This window comes from Serratia sp. CY81684 (assembly GCF_052166595.1).
GTDB classification, from domain to species: domain Bacteria; phylum Pseudomonadota; class Gammaproteobacteria; order Enterobacterales; family Enterobacteriaceae; genus Serratia; species Serratia nematodiphila.
Genome location: NZ_JBJNOO010000001.1, coordinates 1,143,621 through 1,168,705 on the forward strand (window position 1 = coordinate 1,143,621; position 25,085 = coordinate 1,168,705).

A 25,085-nucleotide genomic window follows, 5' to 3' on the forward strand; every position below is an offset into this window, starting at 1 on the left:
ATTTCCTGTACTTAAAAAATGTGCTGCTTTTTATCGTTATGGGTTTGCTGTGTATGGCTTGACGATCTGTTGGCCCTGGTCGTTGATGAGAGTGGCCTGAACGGTGACCTGAGAAGGGAGTGTCGGCGCTGCAACGCCGTCCAGGTGATAATCTCGCGTGCTGAACGGCGCGGTCATCATGTCGCTTTCTTGCCGCACCGGGTAATCGCGCCTGTCGGCGTGCACGGCGATGCGCGCGAACGAGAGATAAAACGCCGATCGGTTTTGACAGCGCAGCAGATAACCGTCCGGCGATTTTTGCAGCGTGAATGAGACGGCCTCGGTCGCGTTCTCGGCTTTCCCCTGCAGCGCTCTGGGCCGGTAGAAGATCTTCATCTGCGTGTTCATCGCCAGCGTCACGCGCGACGCCAGCGGCGGCGTGGTCGGCGGGTTAGGCGGGATCTCATACAGGTTGAGCCAGAATACCGACTCCCGGTCGGCGGGCAGGTTAGCGCCGGCAAACAGGATCCGCAGCCCTTTCAGCGCCGAAGGCTGCAGGGCGAACACGCTGGGCAGGGTGACAAACGGCGCGCGGGACAGTTCGGGGGCGGCGTTGACGTCACCGTTATCGACCCAGGTTTGCGCCACGATCGGGTAGCCGTTGGTGTTGAGCAGCATCAGGGTTTTTTCCGTCTCGCCCTCATGAAAGATCACCCGCGTGGCGGAGGCGATGATGCCCGCCTGAGCGCCGATGGAAGCCAGCGCCAGCAGCAGGGCGCATCCCATAATCAGGCATCTCTTTCCCATCATTGCACCTTAACCCAAACGTAGGCCCTGGCGTCCACCTTGCCGGCGGTGACGGTTTGGCCAGGCAGCCGGGCGAGCGTGGCGGTGAGCTGGGTGGTGTAGTGGGTAAACCCCGCTGCGGTGCTGCCGCCGCCGCTGGCGCCGTTGAGCACCGGGTACCAGCCGGCGTCGTTGCCCTGCGGGCATTGCCCGGCGCTGCAGCGCGCCCAGCCGACAAAGTTCATCGGCGCGCCGTTGCCGGCGTTGGCGAGCGCGATGCCCACGCCGGTGGCGATGCTGCTGTCGGTGCCGTAGCCGCTGGAGAGCAGGTAGCTCACGCCGCCGTTGGCGCTGACCAGCCCGAGCTGCTGCGCCGCGACATAGCTTTCATACGGTACCTGCAGGCCGAGGGCGGTATTGTTGCTGCTGACGCCGGACACGGCGGCGTTGTCGCATTCGATATTGATAGTGAACTGCGCCTGAGAGGTTTGCCCGGCGGTCAGCTGGCTGACGGAGATGGTCGGCAGGATCACCAGCGGCGTGACGTTGCGCGCCACGCAGGTGGCGGTATAGGTCAATGAGGAGATCGGTGCGGTGCCCATGCCCATCGCGTTCCAGCGCCCGGTGCCCCAGGTGGCGTAGTTGGTGGCGGAATCGCTGCCGATAGGATCCGAAGCGATGCCGGGCCCCTGAAAGGTGACATAGCCGTTCGGCTGCGTGCAGGTATAGTTCGAATTGCCGGTGGTCGACGCCATGCCCACCAGCGGGTTGCCGGCGCTGTAGCCGCAGTAGTTGCTGGCGCCCGCGCCCGGCAGCGAGCTGATGCGGATCAGATCGGCGCGGATGGCGCTGAAGTCTTTCACCCGGATCTGGATTTTGTTGCCGACGGTGGCGTAGCGGGTAATCGGCGCCGACTGCCAGTAACGGGTAAAAACCTTGCCGGAATCCAGGTGGGTCAAACGGATGCCGACGTAAGGGAAGTAGGTGGCGTAATAGTTGGGGTTGCCGTCCTGGGCGCCCAGATCGTAATAGCCGCCGACGCGATCGTCGCCGTTGGTGGCGAAGACTTCATAAATTTGCCCGACATCGCCGGCATCGCATTCATACAGCACCTTGTTGGGATCGGGATAGCGGGTGCCGGAGGTCAGATCGAACACGCTGGTGCCGAGCGGCGTGCCGACGGGCTGCAGGTAAGTGCTGGTCAGGTTGACCCGGCCCAGCGCCGTGCCCACCCCGCAAGGATCGCAGCCGGAGTCGATCCAGGGGGCGACCCGCGTGCATTGCGCCAGCGCCGCGGGGGCGCCGAACAGCGACAGGGCGAACAGCGCCGGGGCGGCGACCAGATAAGAAATGTGTTTCATCGTCTCTCCTGAGATAAGTTAAACGGGCTAACGGCACGGGGCGCTGAGCCGCTGAATCGGGCTGTCTTCCGCGGCGGGCAGGCGATAATGCAGCGTGCACTGCTGGCCGGGCGCGCCGCCCCAGTTCAGCGTCAGTTCGCCGGCGCTCCGATCGCTGCGTAGGTACACCTGGTTGGCCTGGCCGACCATGCCCACGCTGTTGCCTGCCGCGTCAAGGACGTTGGCGCCCATCGGGATCGGTGCGTTATCGGGCCGCCGTGCGGTGATCAGCAGCGCCTGGCCGCGCACGGTGTTGAAGTGCAGGCGCACCGTGGCACCGGCATAAGGAGCCACGCGCCGCTGGCCGTCTTCCAGTTCCGCTTTGTCGTTCATGCCCTCGGGGTTCAGCGCGACGGTGTTGTAGTGATAGGGCACCAGCGCCGGCGCCAGCGCATAGCCGAAGCGATCGACGCGCGCGCCCTGGCCGTCCATCACCCGTGCGCCGCTGGCGCCGGGCGCTTCGATCAGGGCGAAGGTGTCGCCGACATACGGCCCTAATGTCACGCCGCCGCGGTGCGCCACCACCGCGCCCTGCAGCGACAGGGAGCCTTGTCGGTACTGGCGCGCGGTGGAGAACGAGCCGGTGACGTTGGCGTAAGGCAGGCGGGTTTGCAGGTTGCCGCCCCAGACGCTTTGTTGGCGATCGTCGTCGGTGGTGAAGTTCAGGCCGTAACTGACCGGCTGTTCGTCGCCGACGCTGCCCGACAGCGCAGCCTGATAGTTGCCGCCCTGACCCTGGCTGTGGTTGGCCAGCAGCGAGACGCTGGGGGCGGATGATGAGCGCCCGAGCGGGAAGCTCAGCGACAGGGCGGTGACGGTCTGCGCGTTCTGCGCCAGCGGTGCGCTGTAGACGTTATCCAGCGGCCCGTAGCCGCGGTAGTCGCCGTTGCTGTAGCCCAAGCTGCGGGTGCGGGTGACGGAGAGGTTAAGCGCCACGCCGTTGCCGAAGGTTTTCCCCCAGCCCAGCTGGAGCTGATTGTCGCGGCCGCGCTGATCGCGGTAGTCCTGAGTCGAGCCGGACATCGTCAGGCTGCCGAACGCGCCCATGCCCTGATTGACGGCCACCTCGAAACGCGAACGCTGGCGGTAGGAGTCGGACTGCCAGTTTTGGCCGGTAACGGCGGCGCGCCGCACGCCGAGCACGTCGCTGAGATCGCGGAAACCCTCAGTGGAGTAGCGGTAGCCGGCGATGGATAAGGTGGTGTCCGTCGGGCTGAAGGTTCGGCTGTAAGAGAGGTGCAGCATCCAGCCGGAGGCGCCGCCGTCCGGCAGGCTGGCGTGGGAATAGGTGGTATCCATGCCGAAGGCGCCCAGCCAGCTGCTGTACACGCCGCCCAGCATCATCGCCTGATAGCCGTCCGCCAGCTGATTGCCGAGGTTGAAGGTCAGGGCGTTGGTCAGGCCGTGCTGCCAGGTCACTTCGCTGAACAGATCGTTGTCGCCGACGTAGCGGGAACGGCCGACGATGGCGGAGTAGCGCGACTGGCCGGGGCGAATGGATTCCGGCACCGCGGCGAACGGCACGGTGAAGGTGCTGACGCTGCCGTCGGCTTCGGTCACCACCACGGTCAGATCGCCGGCGTAGTTGGTGGCGTACAGATCGTTGATGGCGAACGGTCCCGGCGCCACGGTGGTTTCGTACAGCGTGCTTTTACCCTGCAGCACCGTCACGCGCGCGTTGCTTTTCGCCACGCCGCGCACCACCGGCGCATAGCCGCGCTGTGAATCCGGCAGCATGCGATCGTCCGAGCTGAGCTGAATGCCGCGAAAGCCCAGGCCGGAGAAGAAGTGCCCGTCGGTAAAGCCTTCGCCCAACAGCATTTCGCTGCGCCAGGGCAGGATTGCGCGCTGCACGTAGCGGCGGCTGGTGTCCAGGTGACCGCCGAACTCCCGATCGTAACGGTAGCTGGACTGCTGGCGGTAGCGCCATAGCCCGAGGTTGAACCCGCCGTTCAGGTTGGCGTAGGTCGAATCGAGGTCGCGGGTTTGCCCCTGCCGGTAGCTGACGTGGTACTGGTTGAGGTTGTAATTGACAAAGACCATTGATTCGCCGCTGTCCAGGCTGGCGGGGTTGACGCTGCCGCGCGGCCGGCCGTTCAACAGCGCCTGCGGAATGCTGAGATCCAGCCGCAGCCGCGAAATGTCCGCGTTCACCATGATGTCCTTCAGATCCCGACCGGGCAGCAGGCATTCCGCTTCGGCGGCCGCCGGCGGATTTTTCAGCCCGAAGCGCGTCAGCTGCGGCCGATCGAAACAGGGCAGCACCTGTTTGCCTGCGCGCACGAAGCGAATTTGATCGCGCTCGAGAAACTGGCCGTTGAGGTACAGATCGATCTGATAGCTGCCGGGGGCGACGGCGTCCTGTTGGTTGAACTGGCTCAGGGCGCTGTTGCTCAGCACGCTGCCGCGCAGCAGCGCGGGATCGAAGGTGTAGCCGTCGGCGGCGGCGCAGCCCAACGGCAGCGCCAGCAGCGCGCAGCACCAGCGTGCGGGCAGCGGCGTCGCCTTGCGGACATCGAACATGAAAACCTCCCTGTCTGGTTTCAGCGCGCGACGTTCAGGGTGCGCGTGATTTCCACCCCGTAGTCATTGATGACGCGCAGCGCGACCTGCCGCACTTCCCCGTTCACCGGCCAATTGGCCTGTGAAAACGGCGGGATCAGATCCGCCTGCGGAATGGCGCTGCGCTTCGCGCCGCTCAGAATTACTGCCTGGCTGACGTTGGCGTAGTAGCCGGTCGGGTTGTCGACGCGCAGCGCGTTGCCGACCTGGCGCAGGCTAAGGCGATCGATGACGTGGTTGGCGTCGCCGGCCAGCCCGGCCGGGCGATAGAAAACCTTCAGCCGGTTGGTGACCACCAGCAGCAGTTTGTTCTTGTCGCTGTCCGTCTGACGCACCGCGGGGACCTGCAGGAAGTTGAGGTAGAACAGCGATTCGCGATCGCGCGCCAGTGGCTGGCCGACGAACGACAGCCGCACCATTTGCCCGCTGTGCGCATCCATGCGGAAGATTTGCGGCGAGGCGACAAAGGGCGCATCGGCGTTTTCCGGCGTGGACTGCGGGTTGTTGATGTCGAGCCAGATCTGCATCAGCGCCGGGGCGCCGTCATCGTTGGTGAACTGCAGCGTTTTCTCCCGCGCCTCGGCGGGGTAGATCACGCGGTTGCCGAGCAGCGTTACGCTGGCCAAGGCGTGGGTGGCGGCAAAACTCATCAGGCAAAGCGACAGGGCGGCCCATCGGCGGGCGGAACGGGATATCTGCGGCATAAACGTGAACCGATAAAGAAGCGAGTCATTCAGCGCCGTCCGCTAAGGAACGGCGCTGGCATCAACAGGTATGGCGCCTGACGCCGGCTTATTTGTAGCTAATGGCGAACTGGGCGGTGGCGATCACCGAACCGGCCGCCACACCGGTGTCTTCCGCGTAGTAGCGGGCCACCAGGTTTTGCGAGGTGGAGGTGGCGTCTTTCGCCAGCGTCATCGCCGACGTGGTGACGGTCGAACCGCTGGCGAACGACAGCGGCGTGGTGGCGTCGCTGTCCAGCAGTTGAATGGACACTTTGGCCGCATCGCCCGCGTTGCCCAGGTTGCCGTTGGTGGTCGGGTTGTTGCCCGCCAGCACGGTTTTGATCGCCGTATCGCTGGTGGCCGCCGCACAACCCGTGACGTTAACGGTAAAGGTGGTGTCGCCGGCGGTGGCGCCTTTGGTGGCGAGTTTGCTGGCGGCGACGGTCGGCAGCAACACGACCGGGTTGGATTGGTTGCCGTTAATATTCACCGAACAGGTTTGCGTGCTGACTTCGCCTTTGAATTGCACGGTATTGGACGAGGCGGCCGCACAGGCGCCGGAGAGAGCCAGCATGGATAATGCGACTAATTTAACATTCATGTGAAATACCCTTTAATTAACTTTAGAGAAAAGCTTTCCTGACAGTAATAAATTACTGACGTGCGTTTGTTGATTAATCATGTTGCGCAATTGTTTTTTAAACGCGTCGGCAAACATGGATTTTCATCCTAACAAACTAAGAATTTTCCCTATAGGTGTTTTCCGCATGGTAATAAGTTGGCGGTGCGGGTTGTTACATTTATTTTCATTTTTGCTTATATCATACAAAATGGAAAATAGATCTATATCATTGCGTTGCGTTTTTATTGGATCGTCGGTTTTTGTTTATGAAATAATTTGAAACATTCATGCCTTTTTTGCGTATTCATCAAAGTGCTGGCTGTTGCGTGATTATTTGAAAAACATGTTATCAAGTTGTTTTATATCGGTGTGCTTTGCAGGCGAATTACCCCAAAAAAGAGCAGCGACAAGCCGCCTGAGGTGTGGAAGCATACTTTCACGCTGATAAGGAGAATTAAAGTGAGAGTGATTTATATCGACGGTTCGCCGCTATGCCGTTTGGGGATGAAAACATTATTGGGAGAAGGAATGATAACCTTATCCTCGCCCAATATTAATATCATTAAAAATATAAGCCCTGCGCCTGATTTAATTATCATGGATTTTCCCCATGAAATTTACCGGTTCGAAGCGTATTTGCGATTTATTCACGCCTCACGTGCTGAATATGAAGGCGTCCGGATACTGTTCTTCGTCGATAAGACTTCGCCGCTGATCCTGGCATTTATCGCGGCGGCGCAGCCGGATGCGATTTTGCACAAACGGGAAGCGCTGCGGGTGGTGTGGGAAACCTGCGCGGCGCTAGTCCGCCGTGAAGAGGCGGGCGAACGGCGCGTGGTGAGCCGGCGGGCGGCGGCGATCACGCCTGGCGAGGCGGCGGTGCTGTGTGAAACGGCCCGTACGGAAGATATCCGCCTGACCGCGCGGCGGCTGAATTTGCACCCGAAAACCGTTTATTCGCACCTCAACAATGCCGGCAAGAAGTTCGGCATCCGTAATCGGGTGGAACTGCTGAAGATGATTGCGCTGCTGTAGCGCGCCGTTAACGGGCCTGGCCTACGGCCAGCCGCCATCGCGTAATCTCATCGGCGCCGGGCCCAGCGGCCAGCGTCAGGCTTTGCGGCGGCAGAGATTCGCCGGTCACGGCATCTACCACGCGCAGGGTGGCGGGGTGGCCGGTCACGCGGTCAACTACGCGCAGCGGCGGCCCGGCCAGCTCGGACAGATTCCATTTGTCGCCAATCTGAATCATCGCCATCACCAGCAGCCCGAGATCTTTTCCCTTCTCCGTCGGCAGATACTCGTAGCGATCGGGACGCGTCTGGTATTGCCGCTTTTCGATAAGGCCGTGGCTTTCCAGGGCCTTGAGGCGATCGGTCAGCGTATTGTTGGTGATGCCGGTCGATTGGCGCAAATCGTCATAGCGCGAGAGCCCCAGCAATAGATCGCGCATGAGGATCGCGCCCCAGCGATCGCCCAGTGCTGACAGCACGTGCGCCACCGAGCACGTCATGCCTTCAAACCCTTTTGCTTTCACGTTGCCTTACCTCCGCTTGCCGCCTGATTGCCGAGAATGTTATCGCCTCGGCTTGATAACTTCAATAATTGGAGTTATTACTCTTATTATTGGAGTTTTAGTTTAACAACGGCTAATGGCTTGAACGCCGGCCGAAAACCCCAGCCTTCACCGAGGAGATAACGTTATGCCACTGTGGCAGATTTACCACCCGGAGCCGGCCTTCAGCGCCGCCGATAAACGCGCGATCGCGCAGAAGGTCACCGCCCTGTATCAGGACTTTTTGCCGCGTTTCTACGTCAACGTCTTTTTCCACGCGCTGCCGCCAGGATCGGCGTATCTCGGCGGCGAAGCGGCCGATGATTTCGTGCGGGTGACCATCGACCATATCGCGCGCGCCATGGACAACGACGCGGAGCAGCAGCAATTCCTGGCGGCCTGCACCCGCATCCTGCAACCCTACATCGCCGCACGCGGGCTGCGCTGGGAGCTGCACGTGGACGAAACGCCGTTCTCGCTGTGGACGATAGACGGATTGAAACCGCCGGCGCCGGGGACGGCGGCGGGGGAGAAATGGCGCAGCGAGAATCGGCCTTCGGCGTGGGAGGGGTAGCGGCGTTTTCGGAATGCCCAATGCTTAAAGGCAGCGATGAGTGTCGGCTTTTATCTTCGCGTTCAAAGAGGGCGAGATTAAGCGTGGGGGGAGGAGAAATCGACGAAAGTCATAGATTACTTTTTACATCTGATATGAAGGCATTAACAATGGCGGATTTTTCATTCTCACGATAGATGAAAAAAAACTCAGTCACGTTATCGACATCGGGGATCGCTCTGTAGGTAATGTTAGGCAGCTTGATTGAGGATAGTGTAGAAGGAACGATAGCGATGCCCAGGCCAGAAGCCACCATGGCGAGCACGCTTAGTGTGCTGTCCAGCCGATAGGAAACCTGGACGTCTTCTTCAAGAATGGCTTTCAGGATACGGAGCTGACCATCGTCTCCGCTGTTTTCCGAGTAGATGATAAAGTCTCGTCCCGAGAGGTCTTCTTTTTTCAAGGTCTCTTTTTTCGCCAGATCGGAGTCTTCCTGAATCACGACGACCCAGTCAAACTTTTTAATGGGTATAAGGCCGAGCCCCGGTGGGATTTTGAGATCCAGATTGGGGCAGTAGCTGACGTCGATATTTCCGTTGACAATCTCATCGATTTGTTTCCAGTAAGACATCTCTTTGGCGCGGAAGTTAACGCCGGGATGCTCTGCTTTAAATCGATGAATATCGGCGGTGACTAATCCCGCCGCGACGGCATTGCCGACAAATCCGATGCGCACATTGCCATTCTCACCTTTCGCTGCTGCTTTGGTTTCGTCAAGCGCGCTTTTTATTTTTTCATAAATATCCGGCGCATTTTTTAAAAATATCTCTCCTACTTCGGTTAGTTCGACATTGCGGTTGGTGCGAATAAAAAGTGGTGCACCAATTTCTTCTTCCAGCGCTTTTATCTGCATGCTGAAAGCCGACTGTGTAACATGAATTCGCTTAGCCGCCTTGCCGAAATGTTTTTCTTCAACGAGAGCCAGGAATGCCTGGATATGGCGAAAATTCATGGATTAGATTCCTGCATCAGTCGTTCAAAAAAATGAATTGGATATATAGCGACCATGAAAATACCCTCTAATAGAACTCACGTTAAAGTGTAGATTATTTCTGGAATGCGGGTTAGTCAACAACACTCAGCATGTTGCTATCTGTTTCAAAGACCGAATATATGCATAGTGGAGGCGTTAAATGAATTCATTAGCCAGAATCGATGTTCATACTCACCTGGTCCCACCTTTTTGGGGCAGCGCGCTGCCCAGCCACGGCGGCGATCCATCCGGTTGGTCTCTGCCCAAATGGACGGCGGACGACCATCTGGGCTATATGGACAAACAGCAAATAGCGACCAGCGTCCTGTCGTTAACCGCGCCGAGCGTGGTTGGCTGGGAAGGCCAGGCGCGCCGCGATATGGCCAGAAAAGTCAATGAGTATACGGCGGATCTGGTGGCGAAATACCCTACGCGGTTTGGTAACTTCGCGACCGTGCCGTTGCCGGACGTTGAGGGGGCGGTGCTGGAAGTGGAGTATGCACTGGATATGCTGAAAGCCGATGGCGTGGTGTTATTAACCAACTATGAAGGGGTTTATTTAGGGGATAAAAAGTGGGCTCCGCTTTGGGCGGCGCTTAACCAACGCTCTGCCGTTGTTTTCATTCACCCTGGTCATCCCATCATGGATTTGCTGGATGGCGTTCCGGGCCCCATGGTTGATTATCCGTTTGATACTACCCGCAATGCCGTCCATATTGTGTTGAACGGCATTATGGACAATTATCCTAACGTGAAAATTATTCTTTCGCATGCCGGCGGATTCCTGCCTTATGCCGTTCTGCGCTTTACATTGCTGGCGGAATCGCTTAATCCAAATGGGCCTACAGCTCAGGAATTGAACGATAAATTTAAGCGTTTTTATTTTGATACCGCATTGTCTTCCGGCCCGAATGCACTCTCCAGCCTGCTGACCTTTGCGAATCATAATAATATTCTGTTCGGCAGCGATTATCCTTATGCGCCGGAGTCCGTCGCCGCTAAGTTTAATCATATTCTCGACACCGAGACAAACCTGACGGATGCGCAGAAAGCAAGTTTCAACCGGAATAACGGTCTGGCGCTTTTCCCTCGGTTAAATAAATAAAGGTTCCGCTGGGGCGATGCCGCATTGCTTTTAGCGCTGGCGGTTCCTTCCCGAAAATAAAAAATCCACGCCGAAGCGTGGATTTTTCCGTTTCCGGCAGCGGAGAGAAACGCTGCGGGGAAGGGGTTAGACGTTGAACAGGAAGTTCATCACGTCGCCGTCTTTGACGATGTAGTCTTTACCTTCGGAACGCATTTTGCCGGCTTCTTTGGCGCCTTGCTCACCCTTGTAGGTGATGAAGTCGTCAAAGGCGATGGTTTGCGCGCGGATAAAGCCTTTCTCGAAGTCGGTGTGGATCTTGCCGGCCGCCTGCGGGGCGGTGGCACCGACCGGGATGGTCCAGGCGCGCACTTCTTTCACGCCGGCGGTGAAGTAGGTTTGCAGGTTCAGCAGCTCGTAACCGGCGCGGATCACGCGGTTCAGGCCCGGCTCTTCCAGGCCCAGCTCGGCCATGAACTCGTCGCGCTCTTCGTCTTCCAGCTCGGCGATATCGGATTCCACAGCGGCGCACACGGCAACTACCACGGAGCCTTCGGCATCGGCGATTTTACGCACGGTGTCCAGGTACGGGTTGTTCTCGAAGCCGTCTTCGTTGACGTTGGCGATGTACATGGTCGGCTTCAGGGTCAGGAAGCTCAGGTATTTGATCGCCGCTTTGTCTTCCGCGGTCAGATCCAGCGCGCGCAGCATGCCGGCGTTTTCCAGGTGCGGCAGGCATTTCTCCAGCGCCGCCAGCTCGGCCTTGGCGTCTTTGTCGCCGCCTTTGGCTTTTTTCTGCACGCGGTGGATGGCGCGTTCGCAGGTGTCCAGGTCAGACAGCGCCAGCTCGGTGTTGATGACGTCGATATCTTCGGCCGGATCGACCTTGTTGTTGACGTGGATGATGTTGTCGTTCTCGAAGCAGCGCACCACGTGGCCGATGGCTTCGGTTTCGCGGATGTTGGTCAGGAACTGGTTGCCCAGGCCTTCACCTTTAGACGCGCCTTTCACCAGGCCGGCGATGTCGACGAATTCCATGGTGGTTGGCAGAATGCGCTGCGGCTTGACGATCTCGGCCAGCTTATCCAGACGCGGATCGGGCATCGGCACCACACCGGTGTTCGGTTCAATGGTGCAGAACGGGAAGTTGGCTGCTTCAATGCCCGCTTTGGTCAACGCGTTGAACAGGGTGGATTTGCCTACGTTAGGCAGGCCGACGATACCGCATTTGAATCCCATGTTGTAATCACCTTAAATATCTTAACTATCAGTTGGTTAGATTTAACCGACTGCATAAAGGGCAAAATAATGCCGCCATTATACACGTAATGGGCGTTTATCTCGATCAGACTTGCTTGGCCGGGGCGAACGCAGCGCGGACGGCCGGTTTTTATTTGAGATTTGGATCACATTTACCCATACTGGCCATTCCGATTAACCGACAGGAAACGCGCCGGATGTATTTCTTGCCTACGCCACCCTGAGCTGTGCCCGCCTGCAGTCTGCCGCCCCTTGCGGCTCCCCATACCCGCTACGCGGGGAGATGATGTCATCTGTCATAAGTGAATAATGTATGTTTAATCTGAGTAACGTCAGGATCGCGGACGTTAAAAATGAAGTCCTGGCGGGCTTTGTGGTGGCGGTTTCGATGATCCCCGAGGCGGTCGGCTTTTCGCTGGTCGCCGGTCTTTCGCCGATTGTCGGCTTGCATACCGCGTTTATTATCGGCCTGGTCACGGCGCTGTTCGGCGGCAAACCGGGCATGGTTTCCGGCGCCGCCGGCTCCATTGTGGTGGTGCTGATGAGCCTGGCGGCGCAGTACGGCATGGGTTACGTGCTGTGGGCCACGCTGTTTGCCGGGGCGATTCAAATCCTGATCGGCGCCTTCCGGCTGGGCAAGTTCATTCGTCTGGTGCCGCTGCCGGCGATCCACGGCTTCGTCAACGGCCTGGCGATCGTCATCATGCTGGCGCAGCTGAAGATGATCGCCGGGCAGGGGCCGCTGATGTACGGCCTGGTGGCGCTGGCGATTGCGGTGGTGGTGCTGTTCCCGCGCCTGACCAAAGCCATTCCGTCTTCGCTGGCGGCGCTGCTGGTGGTCTCGGCGTTGGCGATCGGCCTCAACCTGCACACGCTGCGGGTGGGCGATCTGGCGGACATTTCCGGCGCGATGCCGCACTTTAGTCTGCCGACGGCGCCGTTTACCCTGGAGATGGTGCGGGTGGTGCTGCCCTATGCGGTGGTGATCGCCCTGGTCGGTTTGATTGAATCGCTGCTGACCATGACGGTGCTGGATGAAATGGGCGGCAAGAAGGGCAACGGCAATCGCGAGAGTATCGCGCAGGGCGCCGGTAACGCGGTATGCGGCCTGTTCGGCTGCTTCGCCGGCTGCGCGATGATTGGCCAGTCGATCATCAACTTCACCTCGGGCGGGCGCGGGCGCATCTCCGGCACGGTGGGCGCTATCCTGCTGATTCTGTTCGTGGTCAGCCTGTCGCGCTATATCGGCCTGCTGCCGGTGGCGGCGCTGGCCGGGGTGATGCTGGTGGTGTGTTACAACACCTTCGAGTGGAGCTCGCTGCGCCGCTTGCGCCGCATGCCGAAAGCCGACGCGCTGGTAATGATCGTCGTCACGCTGATCACCATCTTTACCGATCTGGCGGTGGCGGTGATCAGCGGGGTGATTATCTCGGCGCTGGTGTTCGCCTGGCAGCAGGCGCGCATCCGCGTGCGCCAGCGGCAGGTGACGGGCGACGTGGCGGTGTATCAACTGGATGGCCCGCTGTTCTTCGGCTCCGCCGCGGCTTTCGCCGAGCTGTTCGATCCGCAGAACGATCCGCAGAGCGTGGTGCTGGATTTTGCCGGCACCCGGGTGATGGATTCCAGCGGCGTGGAGGCGATCGATAAGCTGACGGCGCGTTATCTGGCGGCGGGGAAAAGCATTCGTCTGCGCCACCTGAGCGCTGACTGTGTGCGCCTGCTCAAGCGCGCCGGGCCGTTCTGCAGCCATGAGCTGGACGATCCGCAGTATTACGTGGCGGAAGAGGGCTTCACCGCCGATGAGAGCCGGGTGGGCGAGGAAACCTTCAACCCGCGCGGCTAAAAGCAGGCAGCGGGCAGGGCGCCCGCTGCGGCAAGGATCAGGCCTGCGCCTTGAAGCTGTGCAGGCGCTGAACGGTTTTTTCCAGCCCGTCCTTCATCAGCATTTCGGTGCAGCGCAGCGACTCGTCGATCGCTTCGTCAATCATCTTCTGTTCGCTGGCCGGCGGTTTGCCGAGCACGAAGCCCACCACCTTGTTCTTGTCGCCCGGATGGCCGATACCGATGCGCAGGCGATAGAAGTTCGGGTTGTTGCCGAACTTGTTTTGGATGTCTTTCAGGCCGTTGTGGCCACCGTTGCCGCCGCCGAGCTTGATTTTGGCCACGCCGGGCGGCAGATCCAGCTCGTCGTGCGCCACCAGGATCTCGTTGGGTTCGATGCGGTAGAAGTTGGCCATCGCCAGCACCGCTTTGCCGCTCAGGTTCATGAAGGTGGTCGGCACCAGCAGGCGCACGTCGTTGCCCGCCAGGTTCAAACGGGCGGTGTAGCCGAAGAACTTGCTCTCTTCTTTTAACTGCTGATTGTGGCGCTGGGCCAGCAGATCGACGTACCAGGCGCCGGCGTTGTGGCGTGTCTGGGCGTATTCCGCGCCCGGGTTGGCCAGGCCGACTATCAATTTAATACTGCTCACTGGGAGATTCGCTATGATCAGGGTAATGGAAAGGGCCTTAGTCTACCTGTCGGGGCGATGAATGACAAAACCCGATCTCTGCCGTCACCCTGGGTAAGAAAGACGAATGATTCATTAGCTGAATAATTCAATTTGTCCGCTAATTTTCAGCGCTGTGTTAAGAAGTGTCAATAATTCTTTACCATTTGTGATCGCCTCCGCAATCCCCTTGCCGCAACAGGGACTATACTTAACTTATCAAAGTGGGTTAACAAGTTGCAGCGTTATCCCGGTTGGCACATGGCAATCATGGAGGTGGCATATGAAACGTAGAAGCGCGGACAGAGTGGGCAACTTTTTTATGGGGCTGGGGCTGGTCGTGATGATCGGCGGTGTCGGATACTCAATTATTGCTGAAGTATCCCAGTTCAATCTGCCGCAATTTTTCGCCCACGGCGCCATCATGAGCATCTTTGTCGGCGCGCTGTTGTGGCTGGTGGGCGCGCGTATCGGCGGCCGCGAACAGGTGGCGGATCGCTACTGGTGGGTAAAACACTTTGATAAACGGTGCCGCAACGATCAACATCGTTCGTCGCATTGATTAAAAAAGCAGAAGGGAAGCAAGAGCGGGGCAAGGGAACATCTGCCGTGCATTAAGGTTTGAGGTCATGTCGGACTACAAGTAGAAAACCCGTTGTTGCTCGCGCACCAACGGGTTTTTCTTTTTCTGCTGTCGGGCGCGCTATCTTTCCGGCGCAGTGGGCGCCGCACCGGAAAGACGACGAATTAATGCTCGAACATCGCAGAGATCGACTCTTCGTTGCTGATGCGGCGGATGGCTTCAGCCAGCATGCCGGACAGGGTCAGAGTGCGAACGTTTTTCAGTGCCTTGATTTCCGGCGACAGCGGAATGGTGTCGCAGACGATCACTTCATCAATCACCGAGTTCTTGATGTTGTCCACGGCGTTGCCGGAGAAGATCGGGTGCGTCGCGTAGGCGAATACGCGCTTGGCACCGCGTTCTTTCAACGCTTCAGCCGCTTTACACAAGGTGCCGCCGGTGTCGATCATGTCGTCGACCAGCACGCAGTCGCGGCCTGCCACGTCACCGATGATGTGCATCACCTGAGAAACGTTCGCGCGCGGGCGGCGTTTGTCGATGATGGCCATGTCGGTGTCGTTCAGCAGTTTGGCGATAGCGCGGGCGCGCACGACGCCGCCGATGTCCGGGGAAACCACGATCGGGTTTTCCAGGTTCTGCTGCAGCATGTCTTCCAGCAGGATCGGGCTGCCGAACACGTTGTCTACCGGTACGTCGAAGAAGCCTTGAATCTGCTCAGCATGCAGATCCACCGTCAGAACGCGGTCAACCCCTACGCTGGAGAGGAAATCGGCAACCACCTTGGCGGTGATTGGCACACGCGCGGAACGCACGCGGCGATCCTGGCGGGCATAGCCGAAGTAAGGGATAACGGCGGTAATACGACCTGCGGAGGCGCGACGCAGGGCGTCGACCATCACAACCAGTTCCATCAGGTTGTCGTTGGTCGGGGCACAGGTGGACTGGATGATGAAAATATCACCGCCGCGTACATTTTCGTTGATTTGCACGCTCACTTCGCCGTCGCTAAAACGACCTACAGCGGCGTCACCAAGGCTGGTGTACAAACGGTTGGCAATACGTTGTGCTAGTTCCGGGGTGGCGTTACCAGCAAAAAGCTTCATATCAGGCACGAGAAGAACCTCAGGCTTGCGTCCAGAGAAGATATTGTCATACGACATCGCCAAGGGGCAGTCGGCGACGCCGGCGCAATATACATACGGGTATGTAAAACTAAAATTGAGACCGCAGGCAGCGCAGGGATAACAGGGCCAGGTGTGCATGACCCTGCGCAGCGAAACGTTGAGCTACGACTCAAACCGCCCGGAACGAATGCGATGTAGTGGGGAGACGTTAACGCCGCGCGCTACAAAACCACACAACCACTCCGGGGCTTGATTTAACACCTGACGGGCGGCGATTTCTGTGTCGAATTCAGCAAACACACAAGCACCTGTGCCAGTCAGGCGTGACGGGGCGTATTCTAACAGCCATGAAAGAAGCTGTTCAACCTCGCGAAAACGTTTTCTTGCGATCGGTTCGCAATCATTTGCGTACGGCGCCTGCAACAGCTCACTTAAGGAGCGAACCGGGGTGTCTCTTTTCAATTCGGGGTCGCCGAAGATAAGCGGCGTCGGGATGCCGACGCCAGGATGCGCCACCAGATACCATTTTTCCTGCGGCTCGGCCGGCTGCAGGCGCTCGCCGATGCCTTCGGCGAAGGCGGCGTGGCCGCGCACGAACACCGGCACGTCGGCGCCAAGGCTGAGCCCCAGCTCTGCCAGTTGGCCGTCGTCAAGGCCGCAGCGCCACAGTTCGTTGAGCGCCACCAGCACGGTGGCGGCGTTGGAGGAGCCGCCGCCCAAACCGCCGCCCATCGGCAGGCGCTTATCGATGCTGATGTCGGCGCCGCGCGGTGCGGTCTGCAGACCCTGTTCATCACAATAGCGCTGCAGCAGGCGGGCGGCGCGCACGATCAGGTTCTGCTCGTCCGGCACGCCGTCGACCGGCGTCAGCAGGTTAATGCGATCGTCCTGGCGCGGGTCAATGGTCAGGGTGTCGCCGTAGTCCAAAAACTGGAACAGCGTCTGCAGCAGGTGATAGCCGTCTTCACGACGGCCGGTGATGTACAGAAACAGGTTGAGCTTCGCGGGGGAGGGCCACTGGCGGATCATTTGAGCGTCCAGTTATCCATTTTCAGTTTGATGCGTTGGTCGCCCTGCTGCAGCTCCAGACGGTTCGGCAGCGTCGGCTGCACCTCGGTGCTGTAGCTCTGGTAATCCACCTTCCAGGTTTGACCGCCTTGCTGGTAGGTCAGTTTGCTCAGGCGATATTGGTCATCAAGCGCAAAATCGCTGGCTTCGCCCGGCAGGCCGACCATCCACTGGCGCAGGTTGTTCAGCGGGATCGCCATCCCGGTCAGCTTGCGGATCATCTCTTCCGGGTTGTCGCTGACGTAGCGTTTGCCCTGGTTGTCGGTCAGCTGCACCACGTTTTTCTGTACGTTGAGATCCATTTCCGTGCTGCCCAGCGGGTTAGTCAGCAGCAGGCGGTAGCGCTCCGGCGAAAACTGCTGCCAGAAGAAACGGGCATAGACTTTTTTCTGATCAGACAAGTAGGCGAAGGAGCCGCGGGTCTGATAGGTGCTAAGCTGCTGCACCGCCTGCTCATGGGCGCGCCACTGCGGTGAGGTCGGGCTGGTGGCCGGGCCGGTTGGCTTGGTGGTGGTACAGGCGGCCAGCACCAGGCTGGCCAGCGGGATCAGACGGAGCAAACTAACTTTGCGTATTGGCATAACTTTTTCTTGTCCTTTTGTCCTTGCGGGCATGCGCGACGAAACCCGGATTCAGCGCTCACGCTAACGGGGCGGCGGCGGCGCGTCAATTTTTTGCTGCATCGCGTTGAATCTTGCCGTGTTTATCGGCGTAGTGCCAACGCGGTGCGCGCGTTGGGGTTGCCATTAAGCGTAACACAATCGCCTGAAGGCGGGGGAGGCGCTCCCGATAAGCGGTGCAGAGTTGCGCAAACGCCGCCGTTATGTGCGCCGAATAGCGTGCGCGTCTTCGCAAACTGCGCTAAAATTTAAACCATCAACCTACCCTTTGACTATTTATCCCGCTGTATTTATTACTTATTCATTAATTGCTGTCGTCTATGACAGCGATTGAACGGAAGATGCGGTTGTTACTTTTATTGATCCCGCGCATCAAGTAGAATGCCGCTCAACGAGAACCCGTACCAACAGAAGTATTACTCGAAGCAATGACCCTGCTGGCGTTAGGTATAAATCACAAAACCGCTCCGGTTTCTCTGCGTGAAAGGGTGACCTTCTCGCCAGAGTCCATCGATGAGGCGCTGACCAGCTTGCTCCAACAACCGTTGGTGCAGGGCGGCGTCGTGTTGTCCACCTGCAACCGCACCGAGCTGTATCTCAGCGTGGAGCAACAGGAGCACATGCACGAGCAGCTGGTCGCCTGGCTGTGCGCCTACCACAACCTGCGTCCGGAAGAGGTGAATAAAAGCCTCTACTGGCATCAAGGCAACGACGCGGTCAGCCATCTGATGCGGGTGGCCAGCGGGTTGGACTCGCTGGTGCTGGGTGAACCGCAGATCCTCGGCCAGGTGAAAAAGGCCTTCGCCGAGTCGCAACGCGGCCAGTCGCTGTCCGGCGAGCTGGAGCGCCTGTTCCAGAAATCCTTCTCCGTCGCCAAGCGCGTGCGCACCGAAACCGAAATCGGCGCCAGCGCAGTTTCCGTTGCTTTCGCCGCCTGTACGCTGGCGCGGCAGATTTTCGAATCGCTGGCCGATCTCAACGTCTTGCTGGTGGGCGCAGGTGAAACCATCGAGCTGGTGGCGCGCCACCTGCGCGAGCACAAAGTGCGGCATATGATCATCGCTAACCGCACCCGCGAGCGCGCGCAATTGCTGGCGGAGGAAGTCGGCGCGGAAGTGATCACCCTGCCGGAGATCGACGAACGCCTGGCGGACGCCGACATCATTATCAGTTCCACCGCCAGCCCGCTGCCGATCATCGGCAAGGGGATGGTGGAGCGGGCGCTGAAAGCGCGCCGCAACCAGCCGATGCTGCTGGTGGATATCGCCGTACCGCGCGATATCGAGCCGGAGGTCGGTAAACTGGCCAACGCTTATCTGTACAGCGTGGACGATCTGCACGCCATCATTCAAAGCAACCTGGCGCAGCGCAAAGCGGCGGCGGTGCAGGCGGAGTCGATCGTGCAGCAGGAAAGCACCAACTTCATGGCCTGGCTGCGTTCGCAGGGCGCGGTGGAAACCATCCGCGACTACCGTTCGCAGGCCGACCAGATCCGCGCAGAAATGGAGGCCAAAGCGCTGGCCGCCATCGCGCAGGGCGCCAACGTGGAGCAGGTTATTCACGAGCTGGCCCATAAACTGACCAATCGTCTTATTCATGCCCCCACCAAATCCCTCCAGCAGGCCGCCGGCGACGGCGACGTGGAGCGGTTGCAGTTATTACGCGACAGCCTCGGGCTGGATCAGCATTAGTTTTCTCTATTAACAGGGTTTATTACCACGCATGAAGCCTTCTATTGTTGCCAAACTGGAAGCGTTACAAGAGCGCCATGAAGAAGTGCAGGCGCTGCTCGGCGATGCCGGCGTCATCGCCGATCAAGACCGGTTCCGCGCGTTGTCGCGAGAATACGCGCAGCTGACCGACGTCAGCCGCTGCTTCCTGGAATGGCGTCAGGTGCAGGAGGATCTGGAAACGGCGGAAATGATGCTGGACGATCCGGAGATGCGCGAGATGGCGCAGGAAGAGCTGAAACAGGCGCGGGCGAGCAGCGAAGAGCTGGAACAGCAGCTGCAGGTGTTGCTGCTGCCGAAAGATCCGGATGATGAGCGCAGCTGCTTCCTCGAAGTGCGCGCCGGCACCGGCGGCGATGAGGCGGCGATCTTCGCCGGCGATCTGTTCCGCATGTACAGCCGTTACGCCGAAGGCCGCCGCTGGCGCGTCGAGGTGATGAGCGCCAACGAAGGCGAGCACGGCGGCTTCAAAGAAGTGATCGCCAAAGTTTCCGGCGACGGCGTGTACGGCCAGCTGAAGTTTGAATCCGGCGGCCACCGCGTGCAGCGCGTGCCGGAAACCGAATCCCAGGGGCGCATCCACACCTCCGCCTGCACCGTGGCGGTGATGCCGGAAGTGCCGGAAGCCGAGCTGCCGGACATCAACCCGAGCGATCTGAAAATCGACACCTTCCGCTCCTCCGGCGCCGGCGGTCAGCACGTTAACACCACCGATTCGGCGATCCGCATCACCCACCTGCCGACCGGCATCGTGGTGGAGTGCCAGGACGAACGTTCACAGCACAAAAACAAAGCCAAGGCGATGTCGGTGCTGGGCGCGCGCATTCGCGCCGCCGAGATGGCCAAGCGCCAGCAGGCCGAGGCGTCCACTCGCCGCAACCTGCTGGGTAGCGGCGATCGTTCCGACCGTAACCGCACCTACAACTTCCCGCAGGGGCGGGTGACCGACCACCGCATCAACCTGACGCTCTACCGTCTGGACGAGGTGATGGAAGGCAAACTGGACATGCTGATCCAGCCGATCGTGCAGGAGTATCAGGCCGATCAGCTGGCGGCGCTCTCCGCCGAGCAAGAGTGATGGATTATCAACACTGGCTGAAAGCCGCCGCCGCGCGTTTGACCCACAGCGACAGCGCCCGGCGCGACGCGGAAATCCTGTTGGGTTTCGTGACCGGCAAGGCCAGAACCTTCCTGATGGCGTTCGGGGAAACCCTGCTGACGCCGCCGCAGCAACAGCAGCTGGAGACGCTGCTGGCGCGCCGCGAACGCGGTGAGCCGGTGGCCTATCTGGTGGGCGAGCGCGAGTTTTGGTCGCTGCCGCTGTCGGTCTCGCCCGCGACGCTGATCCCGCGCCCGGATACCGAATGCCTGGTGGAGCTGGCGCTGGCGCGCCTGCCGCCGCAACCCTGCCACTTCCTCGATCTCGGCACCGGCACCGGCGCCATTGCGCTGGCGCTGGCCAGCGAGCGCCCGGATTGTTCGGCAGTCGGCGTCGATGTGCAGCCGGATGCGGTCGCGCTGGCGCAGCACAACGCGCACAAGCTGAAGATCGATAACGTCCGGTTCTTGCAGGGCAGCTGGTTTACGCCCGTCGCGGGGCAACGCTTCGCGCTGATCGCCAGCAATCCGCCCTATATCGACGCCGCCGATCCGCATTTGTCGCAGGGCGACGTGCGCTTCGAGCCGGGCAGTGCGCTGGTCGCCGCCGAGCATGGCTTGGCGGATCTGGCCGCCATCGTGCGCCAGGCGCCGCACTATCTGCAGCCGCAGGGCTGGCTGCTGTTGGAACATGGCTGGCAGCAGGGTGAGAGCGTGCGCGCGCTGCTGCAGGCCGCCGGATTTTCCGCTGTCGCCACCCACCGTGATTACGGCGACAACGACCGCGTGACGCTCGGCCAATGGCCGGGATAAGCGCCCCTCATAATAAAGACGCCCAGGCCATTTAAGGGAGCACCATGACTGCATACACCGCGTTGAAACATTTCCATTTGCTGACGGTCGCCATCAGTATTACCTTGTTTGTGCTGCGTTTCTTTTGGCAGTGGCGCCGTTCGCCGATCATGGGTCGCCGCTGGGTCAAGATAGCGCCGCACCTGAATGACACGCTGCTGTTCGTCAGCGGCATCGCGCTGGTGGTGACGTTCGGGTTTTATCCGCTGCTGGGTATGGACTCATGGCTGACCGAGAAGCTGTTTGGCGTTATTATCTATATCCTGCTTGGCTACGTCGCATTGGGCAAGAAGACCAAAAGTCAGCGGCTGCGAACCGTGGCGTTCGTGCTGGCGTTGGGCTGCCTGTACCTGATAATTAAACTTGCCACGACGAAAATACCGTTTCTGATGGGATACCTATGAGTAGCATTGCTGATTTTGAATTTAACACCTCGCCGCTGAGCGAAGGGGTGATCCTGGTGTCGCAGTCGGTGCGGCGCGATTTCCCGGCTGCCGACGTGGAGCGCAAGCTGCAACAGCTGGTGGACGAAGCGCGCGCGGTGGTGCCGACCGATATCACTCAGGAGCAGCAACTGGATGCGCTCATTGAACTGTTCTACAAGACCTGGGGATTCGGCGGCGCCAGCGGCGTGTACCGCCTGTCGGACGCCATCTGGCTGGACAAGGTGCTGGAGGGGCGGCAGGGCACGCCGGTTTCGCTCGGCACCATCTTCCTGCACATCGCCAACGCGCTGGATCTGCCGCTGCTGCCGGTGATTTTCCCCACTCAGCTGATCCTGCGCGCCGATTGGCTGGATGAAGAGCTGTGGTTGATCAACCCGCTGAACGGCGAAACCCTGAGCGAACACCAGCTGGAAGTGTGGATTAAGGGCAACCTGGGCTTGGGTGCCGAGCTGGAAGACGACGATCTCGACGAATCCGAGAACATCATGGTGGTGCGCAAGATGCTGGATACGCTGAAGGCCGCTCTGATGGAAGAAAAGCAGCTGGAAATGGCGCTGCGCACCAGTGAAACGGTGTTGTGCTTCGATCCGGAAGATCCGTACGAGATCCGCGACCGCGGGCTGATTTATGCCCAGCTGGAGTGCAACCATATCGCGATTTCCGATCTCAACTATTTTGTCGAGCAGTGTCCTGAAGACCCGGTCAGCGAAGTGATCAAAGTGCAGATCCATTCGATTGAGCCGAAACAGGTGACGCTGCATTAATTCAATGACTCCGTGCAGTTTGCAAGGCGACGGTTACAACCTTAACAAAGGCGAAAGCATGAAACAGAAAGTGGTTAGCATTGGCGACATCGACGTAGCAAACGATCTGCCGTTTGTGCTGTTTGGCGGTATGAACGTGCTGGAATCGCGCGACCTGGCGATGAGCATCTGCGAGCACTACGTCACCGTGACGCAAAAACTGGGCATTCCTTACGTATTCAAAGCCTCTTTCGACAAGGCCAACCGTTCTTCCATTCACTCGTACCGCGGTCCGGGCCTGGAAGAAGGGATGAAGATCTTCGAAGAGCTGAAAAAAACCTTCGGCGTGAAAATCATCACCGACGTGCACGAAGCGGCACAGGCGCAGCCGGTTTCTGAAGTGGTTGACGTGATCCAGCTGCCGGCCTTCCTGGCGCGTCAGACCGATCTGGTGGAAGCGATGGCGAAAACCGGCGCGGTGATCAACGTCAAGAAGCCGCAGTTCGTCAGCCCGGGGCAGATGGGCAACATCGTCGACAAGTTCAAAGAGGGCGGCAACGACCAGGTGATCCTGTGCGATCGCGGCAGCAACTTTGGCTATGACAACCTGGTGGTCGACATGCTGGGCATCAACGTGATGAAGAACGTGACTGGCGGCCATCCGGTGATCTTCGACGTGACCCACGCGCTGCAGACCCGCGATCCGTTCGGCGCCGCGTCCGGCGGCCGTCGCGCTCAGGTGGCCGAGCTGGCGCGTGCCGGCATGGCGGTTGGCCTGGCAGGGCTGTTCCTCGAAGCGCACCCGGATCCGAACAACGCCAAGTGCGACGGGCCGTCCGCGCTGCCGTTGGACAAGCTGGAACCGTTCCTGGCGCAGATGAAAGCCATCGACGACCTGGTGAAGAGCTTCCCGGAGCTGGATACCAGCAACTAAGCGCTCATCGCCAAAAAAAAAGCCCGACGCGTCGGGCTTTTTTACGTTTAGGCGCCGGTGGCCGCCAGCGCTTCCGGCAGCGTCGGGTAGAACTGCAAGCGGCCCTCGATCGGCTGCACCCGCGCGCGCGCCAGGGTTTTCAGCGGCTGGAACGGCACGTCGGTGATCACCAGCTTTTTATCCGCCGGCAGCACGTCGATAAAACGCCGCAGGGCGTTCAGGCCGCCGGCGTCGAGCACCGGCACCGCATCCCACTGCAGCACGATCGTCCGGTAATCCTCGCTGCGCGCCAGCAGTTCGCTAAAGATGCGCTCGGCGGCGGCGAAGAACAGCGGGCCATTCACTCGCAGCACCAGGCGGCCATCGTCGGCGCTCAGCTCGCTCAGCCGCGTCATGCGGGCGATACGGCGCATAAACAGTAGCGACGCCAGCACGATGCCCACGGTAATAGCGATCACCATGTCGAACAGCACCGTCAGCGACATGCACAGCAGCAGCACCAGAATGTCGTCCTTCGGCGCCCGGCGCAGCAGGTAAATCACTTTGTGCGCCTCGCTCATGTTCCAGGCGACCATCAACAGCAGCGCCGCCATCGCCGCCAGCGGCAGATAAGAGAGCCACGGCGCCAGAACCAGCAGCGCCAACAGCACCAGCAGTGCGTGGATGATGGCGGACACCGGCGAGGTGGCGCCGGCGCGCACGTTGGCGGCCGATCGGGCAATCGCAGCGGTCGCGGTGATGCCGCCGAAGAACGGCGCGATGATGTTGCCCGCACCCTGGCCGATTAATTCGCTGTTCGAGTTATGCTTCTTGCCGGTCATGCCGTCGAGCACCACCGCGCACAGCAACGACTCAATCGCGCCGAGCATTGCCATTGAAAATGCCGCCGGTAGCAGCGCGGAAACGGTTTGCCAACTCAGGGTGAACGGTTGCCCGCCGCCGCCCGGCAGATCCCAGGGCAGCAGCAGCTGCGGCAAGATAGGCGGAATGCCCTGACCGCTGCTGCCGTCGGCCAGCAGGTAGCTGAAGCGGGAGCCGATGGTCGCCACCGGGTGGTCAAACAGCGTCAGCAGCCCCATCAGCGCAGTGCCCGCCAGCAGCGCCGGCAGGTGGCCGGGCACCCGCAGGCCGAGCTTGGGCCAGAAGATCAAAATCAGCAGCGTCACGGCGCCGATCAGGGTATCGCCGAAATCCAGCGTCGGCAGCGCCTGCAGCAGGGCATACAGCTTGCCGACGTAATTTTCCGGCGTGTGCGTCAGCTGCAGGCCGAAGAAGTCCTTGATCTGCATGGTGGCGATGGTGATGGCGATGCCGGAGGTAAAGCCGAGCGTCACCGGCAGCGGAATGTACTCGATCAGCCGGCCAAAGCGCGCGAGCCCCATCAACAGCAGAAATACCCCGGAGATCAGCGTGGCGACCAGCAGGCCGGCCAGGCCGAACTGCTGCGAGACCGGATAGAGGATCACCACGAAGGCGGCGGTGGGGCCGGAGACGCTGTAGCGCGAACCGCCGCTGACGGCGATGACGATGCCGGCGATGGCGGCGGTATACAGACCATACTGCGGCGGCACGCCGCTGGCGATCGCCAACGCCATCGCCAGAGGAATGGCGATAATACCGACCGTCACCCCGGCGATAGCGTCTTTCAGCAACCGCGCCAGGTTATAAGGTTCCCGCCAGCAGGCGTCTATCAGCGCGCTGAAGGGGCGAATTTTGTTTATTTCATGCGTTTTCATCTACGGTGCGTACCAAATCTTCAAAAGTGAAAGGAATGGCGGGCCCGATGAGGTCCGTCTTGTCACGTGACAGATACCATACGCCTTTTGTTCAGCGGATTAC

Annotated in this window: 24 protein-coding genes; 11 read left to right on the forward strand and 13 right to left on the reverse strand. The window is 59.9% G+C overall.

Features of this window, described 5'->3' with window-relative positions; translation table 11 throughout:
- Positions 1-36: 36 nt before the first annotated feature.
- From ACJ8QF_RS05695 to ACJ8QF_RS05715, 5 genes are all read right to left on the reverse strand, one after another.
- Positions 37-789 (reverse strand): fimbrial biogenesis chaperone, encoded by a 753-nt coding sequence (locus ACJ8QF_RS05695; RefSeq protein ID WP_261803153.1) that lies wholly within the window; start codon positions 787-789, stop codon positions 37-39.
- Positions 786-2,126: a fimbrial protein gene (locus ACJ8QF_RS05700; RefSeq protein WP_197752727.1), complete on the reverse strand. Its 1,341-nt coding sequence runs from the start codon at positions 2,124-2,126 to the stop codon at positions 786-788. Before ACJ8QF_RS05700 ends, ACJ8QF_RS05695 begins: the two co-directional genes overlap by 4 nt.
- A 27-nt stretch (positions 2,127-2,153) precedes the next feature.
- Positions 2,154-4,688 carry a fimbria/pilus outer membrane usher protein gene (locus ACJ8QF_RS05705; protein ID WP_442537346.1) on the reverse strand — a complete coding sequence of 845 codons (2,535 nt, stop codon included), beginning with the start codon at positions 4,686-4,688 and terminating at the stop codon, positions 2,154-2,156.
- A gap of 20 nt (positions 4,689-4,708) precedes the next feature.
- Positions 4,709-5,431, reverse strand: a complete 723-nt coding sequence (locus ACJ8QF_RS05710) for a fimbrial biogenesis chaperone (RefSeq protein ID WP_004941024.1) — start codon at positions 5,429-5,431, stop codon at positions 4,709-4,711.
- An 88-nt stretch (positions 5,432-5,519) separates the two neighbouring features.
- Positions 5,520-6,053 (reverse strand): fimbrial protein, encoded by a 534-nt coding sequence (locus tag ACJ8QF_RS05715; RefSeq protein WP_015377562.1) that lies wholly within the window; start codon positions 6,051-6,053, stop codon positions 5,520-5,522.
- A 486-nt stretch (positions 6,054-6,539) separates the two neighbouring features.
- On the opposite strand from ACJ8QF_RS05715, the gene ACJ8QF_RS05720 reads away from it, so the two are divergent.
- Positions 6,540-7,109: a helix-turn-helix transcriptional regulator gene (locus ACJ8QF_RS05720; protein WP_239664303.1), complete on the forward strand. Its 570-nt coding sequence runs from the start codon at positions 6,540-6,542 to the stop codon at positions 7,107-7,109.
- 7 nt (positions 7,110-7,116) lie between these two features.
- On the opposite strand, the gene ACJ8QF_RS05725 is transcribed toward ACJ8QF_RS05720, so the two are convergent.
- Positions 7,117-7,611 carry a winged helix-turn-helix transcriptional regulator gene (locus ACJ8QF_RS05725; RefSeq protein ID WP_049188207.1) on the reverse strand — a complete coding sequence of 165 codons (495 nt, stop codon included), beginning with the start codon at positions 7,609-7,611 and terminating at the stop codon, positions 7,117-7,119.
- Positions 7,612-7,777: 166 nt separating this feature from the next.
- On the opposite strand from ACJ8QF_RS05725, the gene ACJ8QF_RS05730 reads away from it, so the two are divergent.
- On the forward strand, positions 7,778-8,203 hold the full coding sequence (locus tag ACJ8QF_RS05730) for a tautomerase family protein (RefSeq protein WP_004941035.1): 426 nt from the start codon (positions 7,778-7,780) through the stop codon (positions 8,201-8,203).
- A 109-nt stretch (positions 8,204-8,312) separates the two neighbouring features.
- Here ACJ8QF_RS05730 and ACJ8QF_RS05735 read toward each other — a convergent pair whose 3' ends face one another.
- On the reverse strand, positions 8,313-9,194 hold the full coding sequence (locus ACJ8QF_RS05735) for a LysR family transcriptional regulator (protein WP_004941038.1): 882 nt from the start codon (positions 9,192-9,194) through the stop codon (positions 8,313-8,315).
- Between the two features lie 181 nt (positions 9,195-9,375).
- On the opposite strand from ACJ8QF_RS05735, the gene ACJ8QF_RS05740 reads away from it, so the two are divergent.
- A complete protein-coding gene (locus tag ACJ8QF_RS05740; protein ID WP_049188208.1) occupies positions 9,376-10,320 on the forward strand; it encodes an amidohydrolase family protein in 945 nt (314 codons plus the stop codon).
- A 126-nt stretch (positions 10,321-10,446) separates the two neighbouring features.
- Here the strand turns inward: ACJ8QF_RS05740 and ychF are convergent, their stop codons facing one another.
- A complete protein-coding gene (gene ychF / locus ACJ8QF_RS05745) occupies positions 10,447-11,538 on the reverse strand; it encodes a redox-regulated ATPase YchF (RefSeq protein ID WP_004941048.1) in 1,092 nt (363 codons plus the stop codon).
- Positions 11,539-11,872: 334 nt separating this feature from the next.
- Here ychF and ACJ8QF_RS05750 point away from each other — a divergent pair, with 334 nt between their 5' ends.
- Positions 11,873-13,402, forward strand: coding sequence for a SulP family inorganic anion transporter (locus ACJ8QF_RS05750; RefSeq protein WP_342579176.1), 1,530 nt, complete (start codon positions 11,873-11,875; stop codon positions 13,400-13,402).
- A 37-nt stretch (positions 13,403-13,439) separates the two neighbouring features.
- Here ACJ8QF_RS05750 and pth read toward each other — a convergent pair whose 3' ends face one another.
- Entirely contained in the window at positions 13,440-14,030 is a 591-nt protein-coding gene (gene pth, locus ACJ8QF_RS05755; protein WP_004941053.1) for an aminoacyl-tRNA hydrolase, read from the reverse strand.
- Positions 14,031-14,331: 301 nt separating this feature from the next.
- Here pth and ychH point away from each other — a divergent pair, with 301 nt between their 5' ends.
- The gene (gene ychH, locus ACJ8QF_RS05760; RefSeq protein ID WP_004941056.1) at positions 14,332-14,610 is read left to right on the forward strand and encodes a stress-induced protein YchH; all 279 of its coding nucleotides are present in this window, start codon (positions 14,332-14,334) and stop codon (positions 14,608-14,610) included.
- A gap of 185 nt (positions 14,611-14,795) precedes the next feature.
- Here the strand turns inward: ychH and prs are convergent, their stop codons facing one another.
- From prs to lolB, 3 genes are all read right to left on the reverse strand, one after another.
- Complete coding sequence (gene prs, locus ACJ8QF_RS05765) at positions 14,796-15,743, reverse strand: ribose-phosphate diphosphokinase (protein ID WP_004941061.1); 948 nt, start codon at positions 15,741-15,743, stop codon at positions 14,796-14,798.
- A gap of 174 nt (positions 15,744-15,917) precedes the next feature.
- Positions 15,918-16,784: a 4-(cytidine 5'-diphospho)-2-C-methyl-D-erythritol kinase gene (gene ispE, locus ACJ8QF_RS05770; RefSeq protein WP_275095761.1), complete on the reverse strand. Its 867-nt coding sequence runs from the start codon at positions 16,782-16,784 to the stop codon at positions 15,918-15,920.
- Positions 16,781-17,404: a lipoprotein insertase outer membrane protein LolB gene (gene lolB / locus ACJ8QF_RS05775; RefSeq protein WP_004941069.1), complete on the reverse strand. Its 624-nt coding sequence runs from the start codon at positions 17,402-17,404 to the stop codon at positions 16,781-16,783. Before lolB ends, ispE begins: the two co-directional genes overlap by 4 nt.
- Before the next feature lie 467 nt (positions 17,405-17,871).
- Between lolB and hemA the strand changes: the two genes are divergently transcribed.
- Genes hemA through kdsA form a run of 6 tightly spaced genes read left to right on the forward strand, consistent with a single transcriptional unit; the run spans position 17,872 to position 23,246 of the window.
- On the forward strand, positions 17,872-19,134 hold the full coding sequence (gene hemA / locus ACJ8QF_RS05780; RefSeq protein WP_442537347.1) for a glutamyl-tRNA reductase: 1,263 nt from the start codon (positions 17,872-17,874) through the stop codon (positions 19,132-19,134).
- A gap of 31 nt (positions 19,135-19,165) precedes the next feature.
- Entirely contained in the window at positions 19,166-20,251 is a 1,086-nt protein-coding gene (prfA, locus tag ACJ8QF_RS05785; RefSeq protein ID WP_442537348.1) for a peptide chain release factor 1, read from the forward strand.
- A complete protein-coding gene (gene prmC / locus ACJ8QF_RS05790; protein ID WP_325961995.1) occupies positions 20,251-21,084 on the forward strand; it encodes a peptide chain release factor N(5)-glutamine methyltransferase in 834 nt (277 codons plus the stop codon). The genes prfA and prmC overlap by 1 nt, the downstream gene beginning before the upstream one ends.
- Before the next feature lie 44 nt (positions 21,085-21,128).
- Positions 21,129-21,527 (forward strand): SirB2 family protein, encoded by a 399-nt coding sequence (locus ACJ8QF_RS05795; protein WP_004941079.1) that lies wholly within the window; start codon positions 21,129-21,131, stop codon positions 21,525-21,527.
- Positions 21,524-22,333 (forward strand): invasion regulator SirB1, encoded by an 810-nt coding sequence (sirB1, locus tag ACJ8QF_RS05800; RefSeq protein ID WP_004941083.1) that lies wholly within the window; start codon positions 21,524-21,526, stop codon positions 22,331-22,333. The genes ACJ8QF_RS05795 and sirB1 overlap by 4 nt, the downstream gene beginning before the upstream one ends.
- 58 nt (positions 22,334-22,391) lie before the next feature.
- Entirely contained in the window at positions 22,392-23,246 is an 855-nt protein-coding gene (gene kdsA / locus ACJ8QF_RS05805) for a 3-deoxy-8-phosphooctulonate synthase (protein ID WP_004941087.1), read from the forward strand.
- 47 nt (positions 23,247-23,293) lie between these two features.
- On the opposite strand, the gene dauA is transcribed toward kdsA, so the two are convergent.
- On the reverse strand, positions 23,294-24,982 hold the full coding sequence (dauA, locus tag ACJ8QF_RS05810; RefSeq protein ID WP_049188215.1) for a C4-dicarboxylic acid transporter DauA: 1,689 nt from the start codon (positions 24,980-24,982) through the stop codon (positions 23,294-23,296).
- Positions 24,983-25,085 lie beyond the last annotated feature (103 nt).

Bases quoted from the DNA above. Each gene is read 5' to 3' on its own strand.
- ACJ8QF_RS05695 (WP_261803153.1), bottom strand. From the start codon at position 789: ATGATGGGAAAGAGATGCCTGATTATGGGATGCGCCCTGCTGCTGGCG.
- ACJ8QF_RS05700 (WP_197752727.1), bottom strand. From the start codon at position 2,126: ATGAAACACATTTCTTATCTGGTCGCCGCCCCGGCGCTGTTCGCCCTG.
- ACJ8QF_RS05705 (WP_442537346.1), bottom strand. From the start codon at position 4,688: ATGTTCGATGTCCGCAAGGCGACGCCGCTGCCCGCACGCTGGTGCTGC.
- ACJ8QF_RS05710 (WP_004941024.1), bottom strand. From the start codon at position 5,431: ATGCCGCAGATATCCCGTTCCGCCCGCCGATGGGCCGCCCTGTCGCTT.
- ACJ8QF_RS05715 (WP_015377562.1), bottom strand. From the start codon at position 6,053: ATGAATGTTAAATTAGTCGCATTATCCATGCTGGCTCTCTCCGGCGCC.
- ACJ8QF_RS05730 (WP_004941035.1), top strand. From the start codon at position 7,778: ATGCCACTGTGGCAGATTTACCACCCGGAGCCGGCCTTCAGCGCCGCC.
- ACJ8QF_RS05735 (WP_004941038.1), bottom strand. From the start codon at position 9,194: ATGAATTTTCGCCATATCCAGGCATTCCTGGCTCTCGTTGAAGAAAAA.
- ACJ8QF_RS05740 (WP_049188208.1), top strand. From the start codon at position 9,376: ATGAATTCATTAGCCAGAATCGATGTTCATACTCACCTGGTCCCACCT.
- ychF (WP_004941048.1), bottom strand. From the start codon at position 11,538: ATGGGATTCAAATGCGGTATCGTCGGCCTGCCTAACGTAGGCAAATCC.
- ACJ8QF_RS05750 (WP_342579176.1), top strand. From the start codon at position 11,873: ATGTTTAATCTGAGTAACGTCAGGATCGCGGACGTTAAAAATGAAGTC.
- ychH (WP_004941056.1), top strand. From the start codon at position 14,332: ATGAAACGTAGAAGCGCGGACAGAGTGGGCAACTTTTTTATGGGGCTG.
- ispE (WP_275095761.1), bottom strand. From the start codon at position 16,784: ATGATCCGCCAGTGGCCCTCCCCCGCGAAGCTCAACCTGTTTCTGTAC.
- lolB (WP_004941069.1), bottom strand. From the start codon at position 17,404: ATGCCAATACGCAAAGTTAGTTTGCTCCGTCTGATCCCGCTGGCCAGC.
- hemA (WP_442537347.1), top strand. From the start codon at position 17,872: ATGACCCTGCTGGCGTTAGGTATAAATCACAAAACCGCTCCGGTTTCT.
- prfA (WP_442537348.1), top strand. From the start codon at position 19,166: ATGAAGCCTTCTATTGTTGCCAAACTGGAAGCGTTACAAGAGCGCCAT.
- prmC (WP_325961995.1), top strand. From the start codon at position 20,251: ATGGATTATCAACACTGGCTGAAAGCCGCCGCCGCGCGTTTGACCCAC.
- ACJ8QF_RS05795 (WP_004941079.1), top strand. From the start codon at position 21,129: ATGACTGCATACACCGCGTTGAAACATTTCCATTTGCTGACGGTCGCC.
- sirB1 (WP_004941083.1), top strand. From the start codon at position 21,524: ATGAGTAGCATTGCTGATTTTGAATTTAACACCTCGCCGCTGAGCGAA.
- kdsA (WP_004941087.1), top strand. From the start codon at position 22,392: ATGAAACAGAAAGTGGTTAGCATTGGCGACATCGACGTAGCAAACGAT.
- dauA (WP_049188215.1), bottom strand. From the start codon at position 24,982: ATGAAAACGCATGAAATAAACAAAATTCGCCCCTTCAGCGCGCTGATA.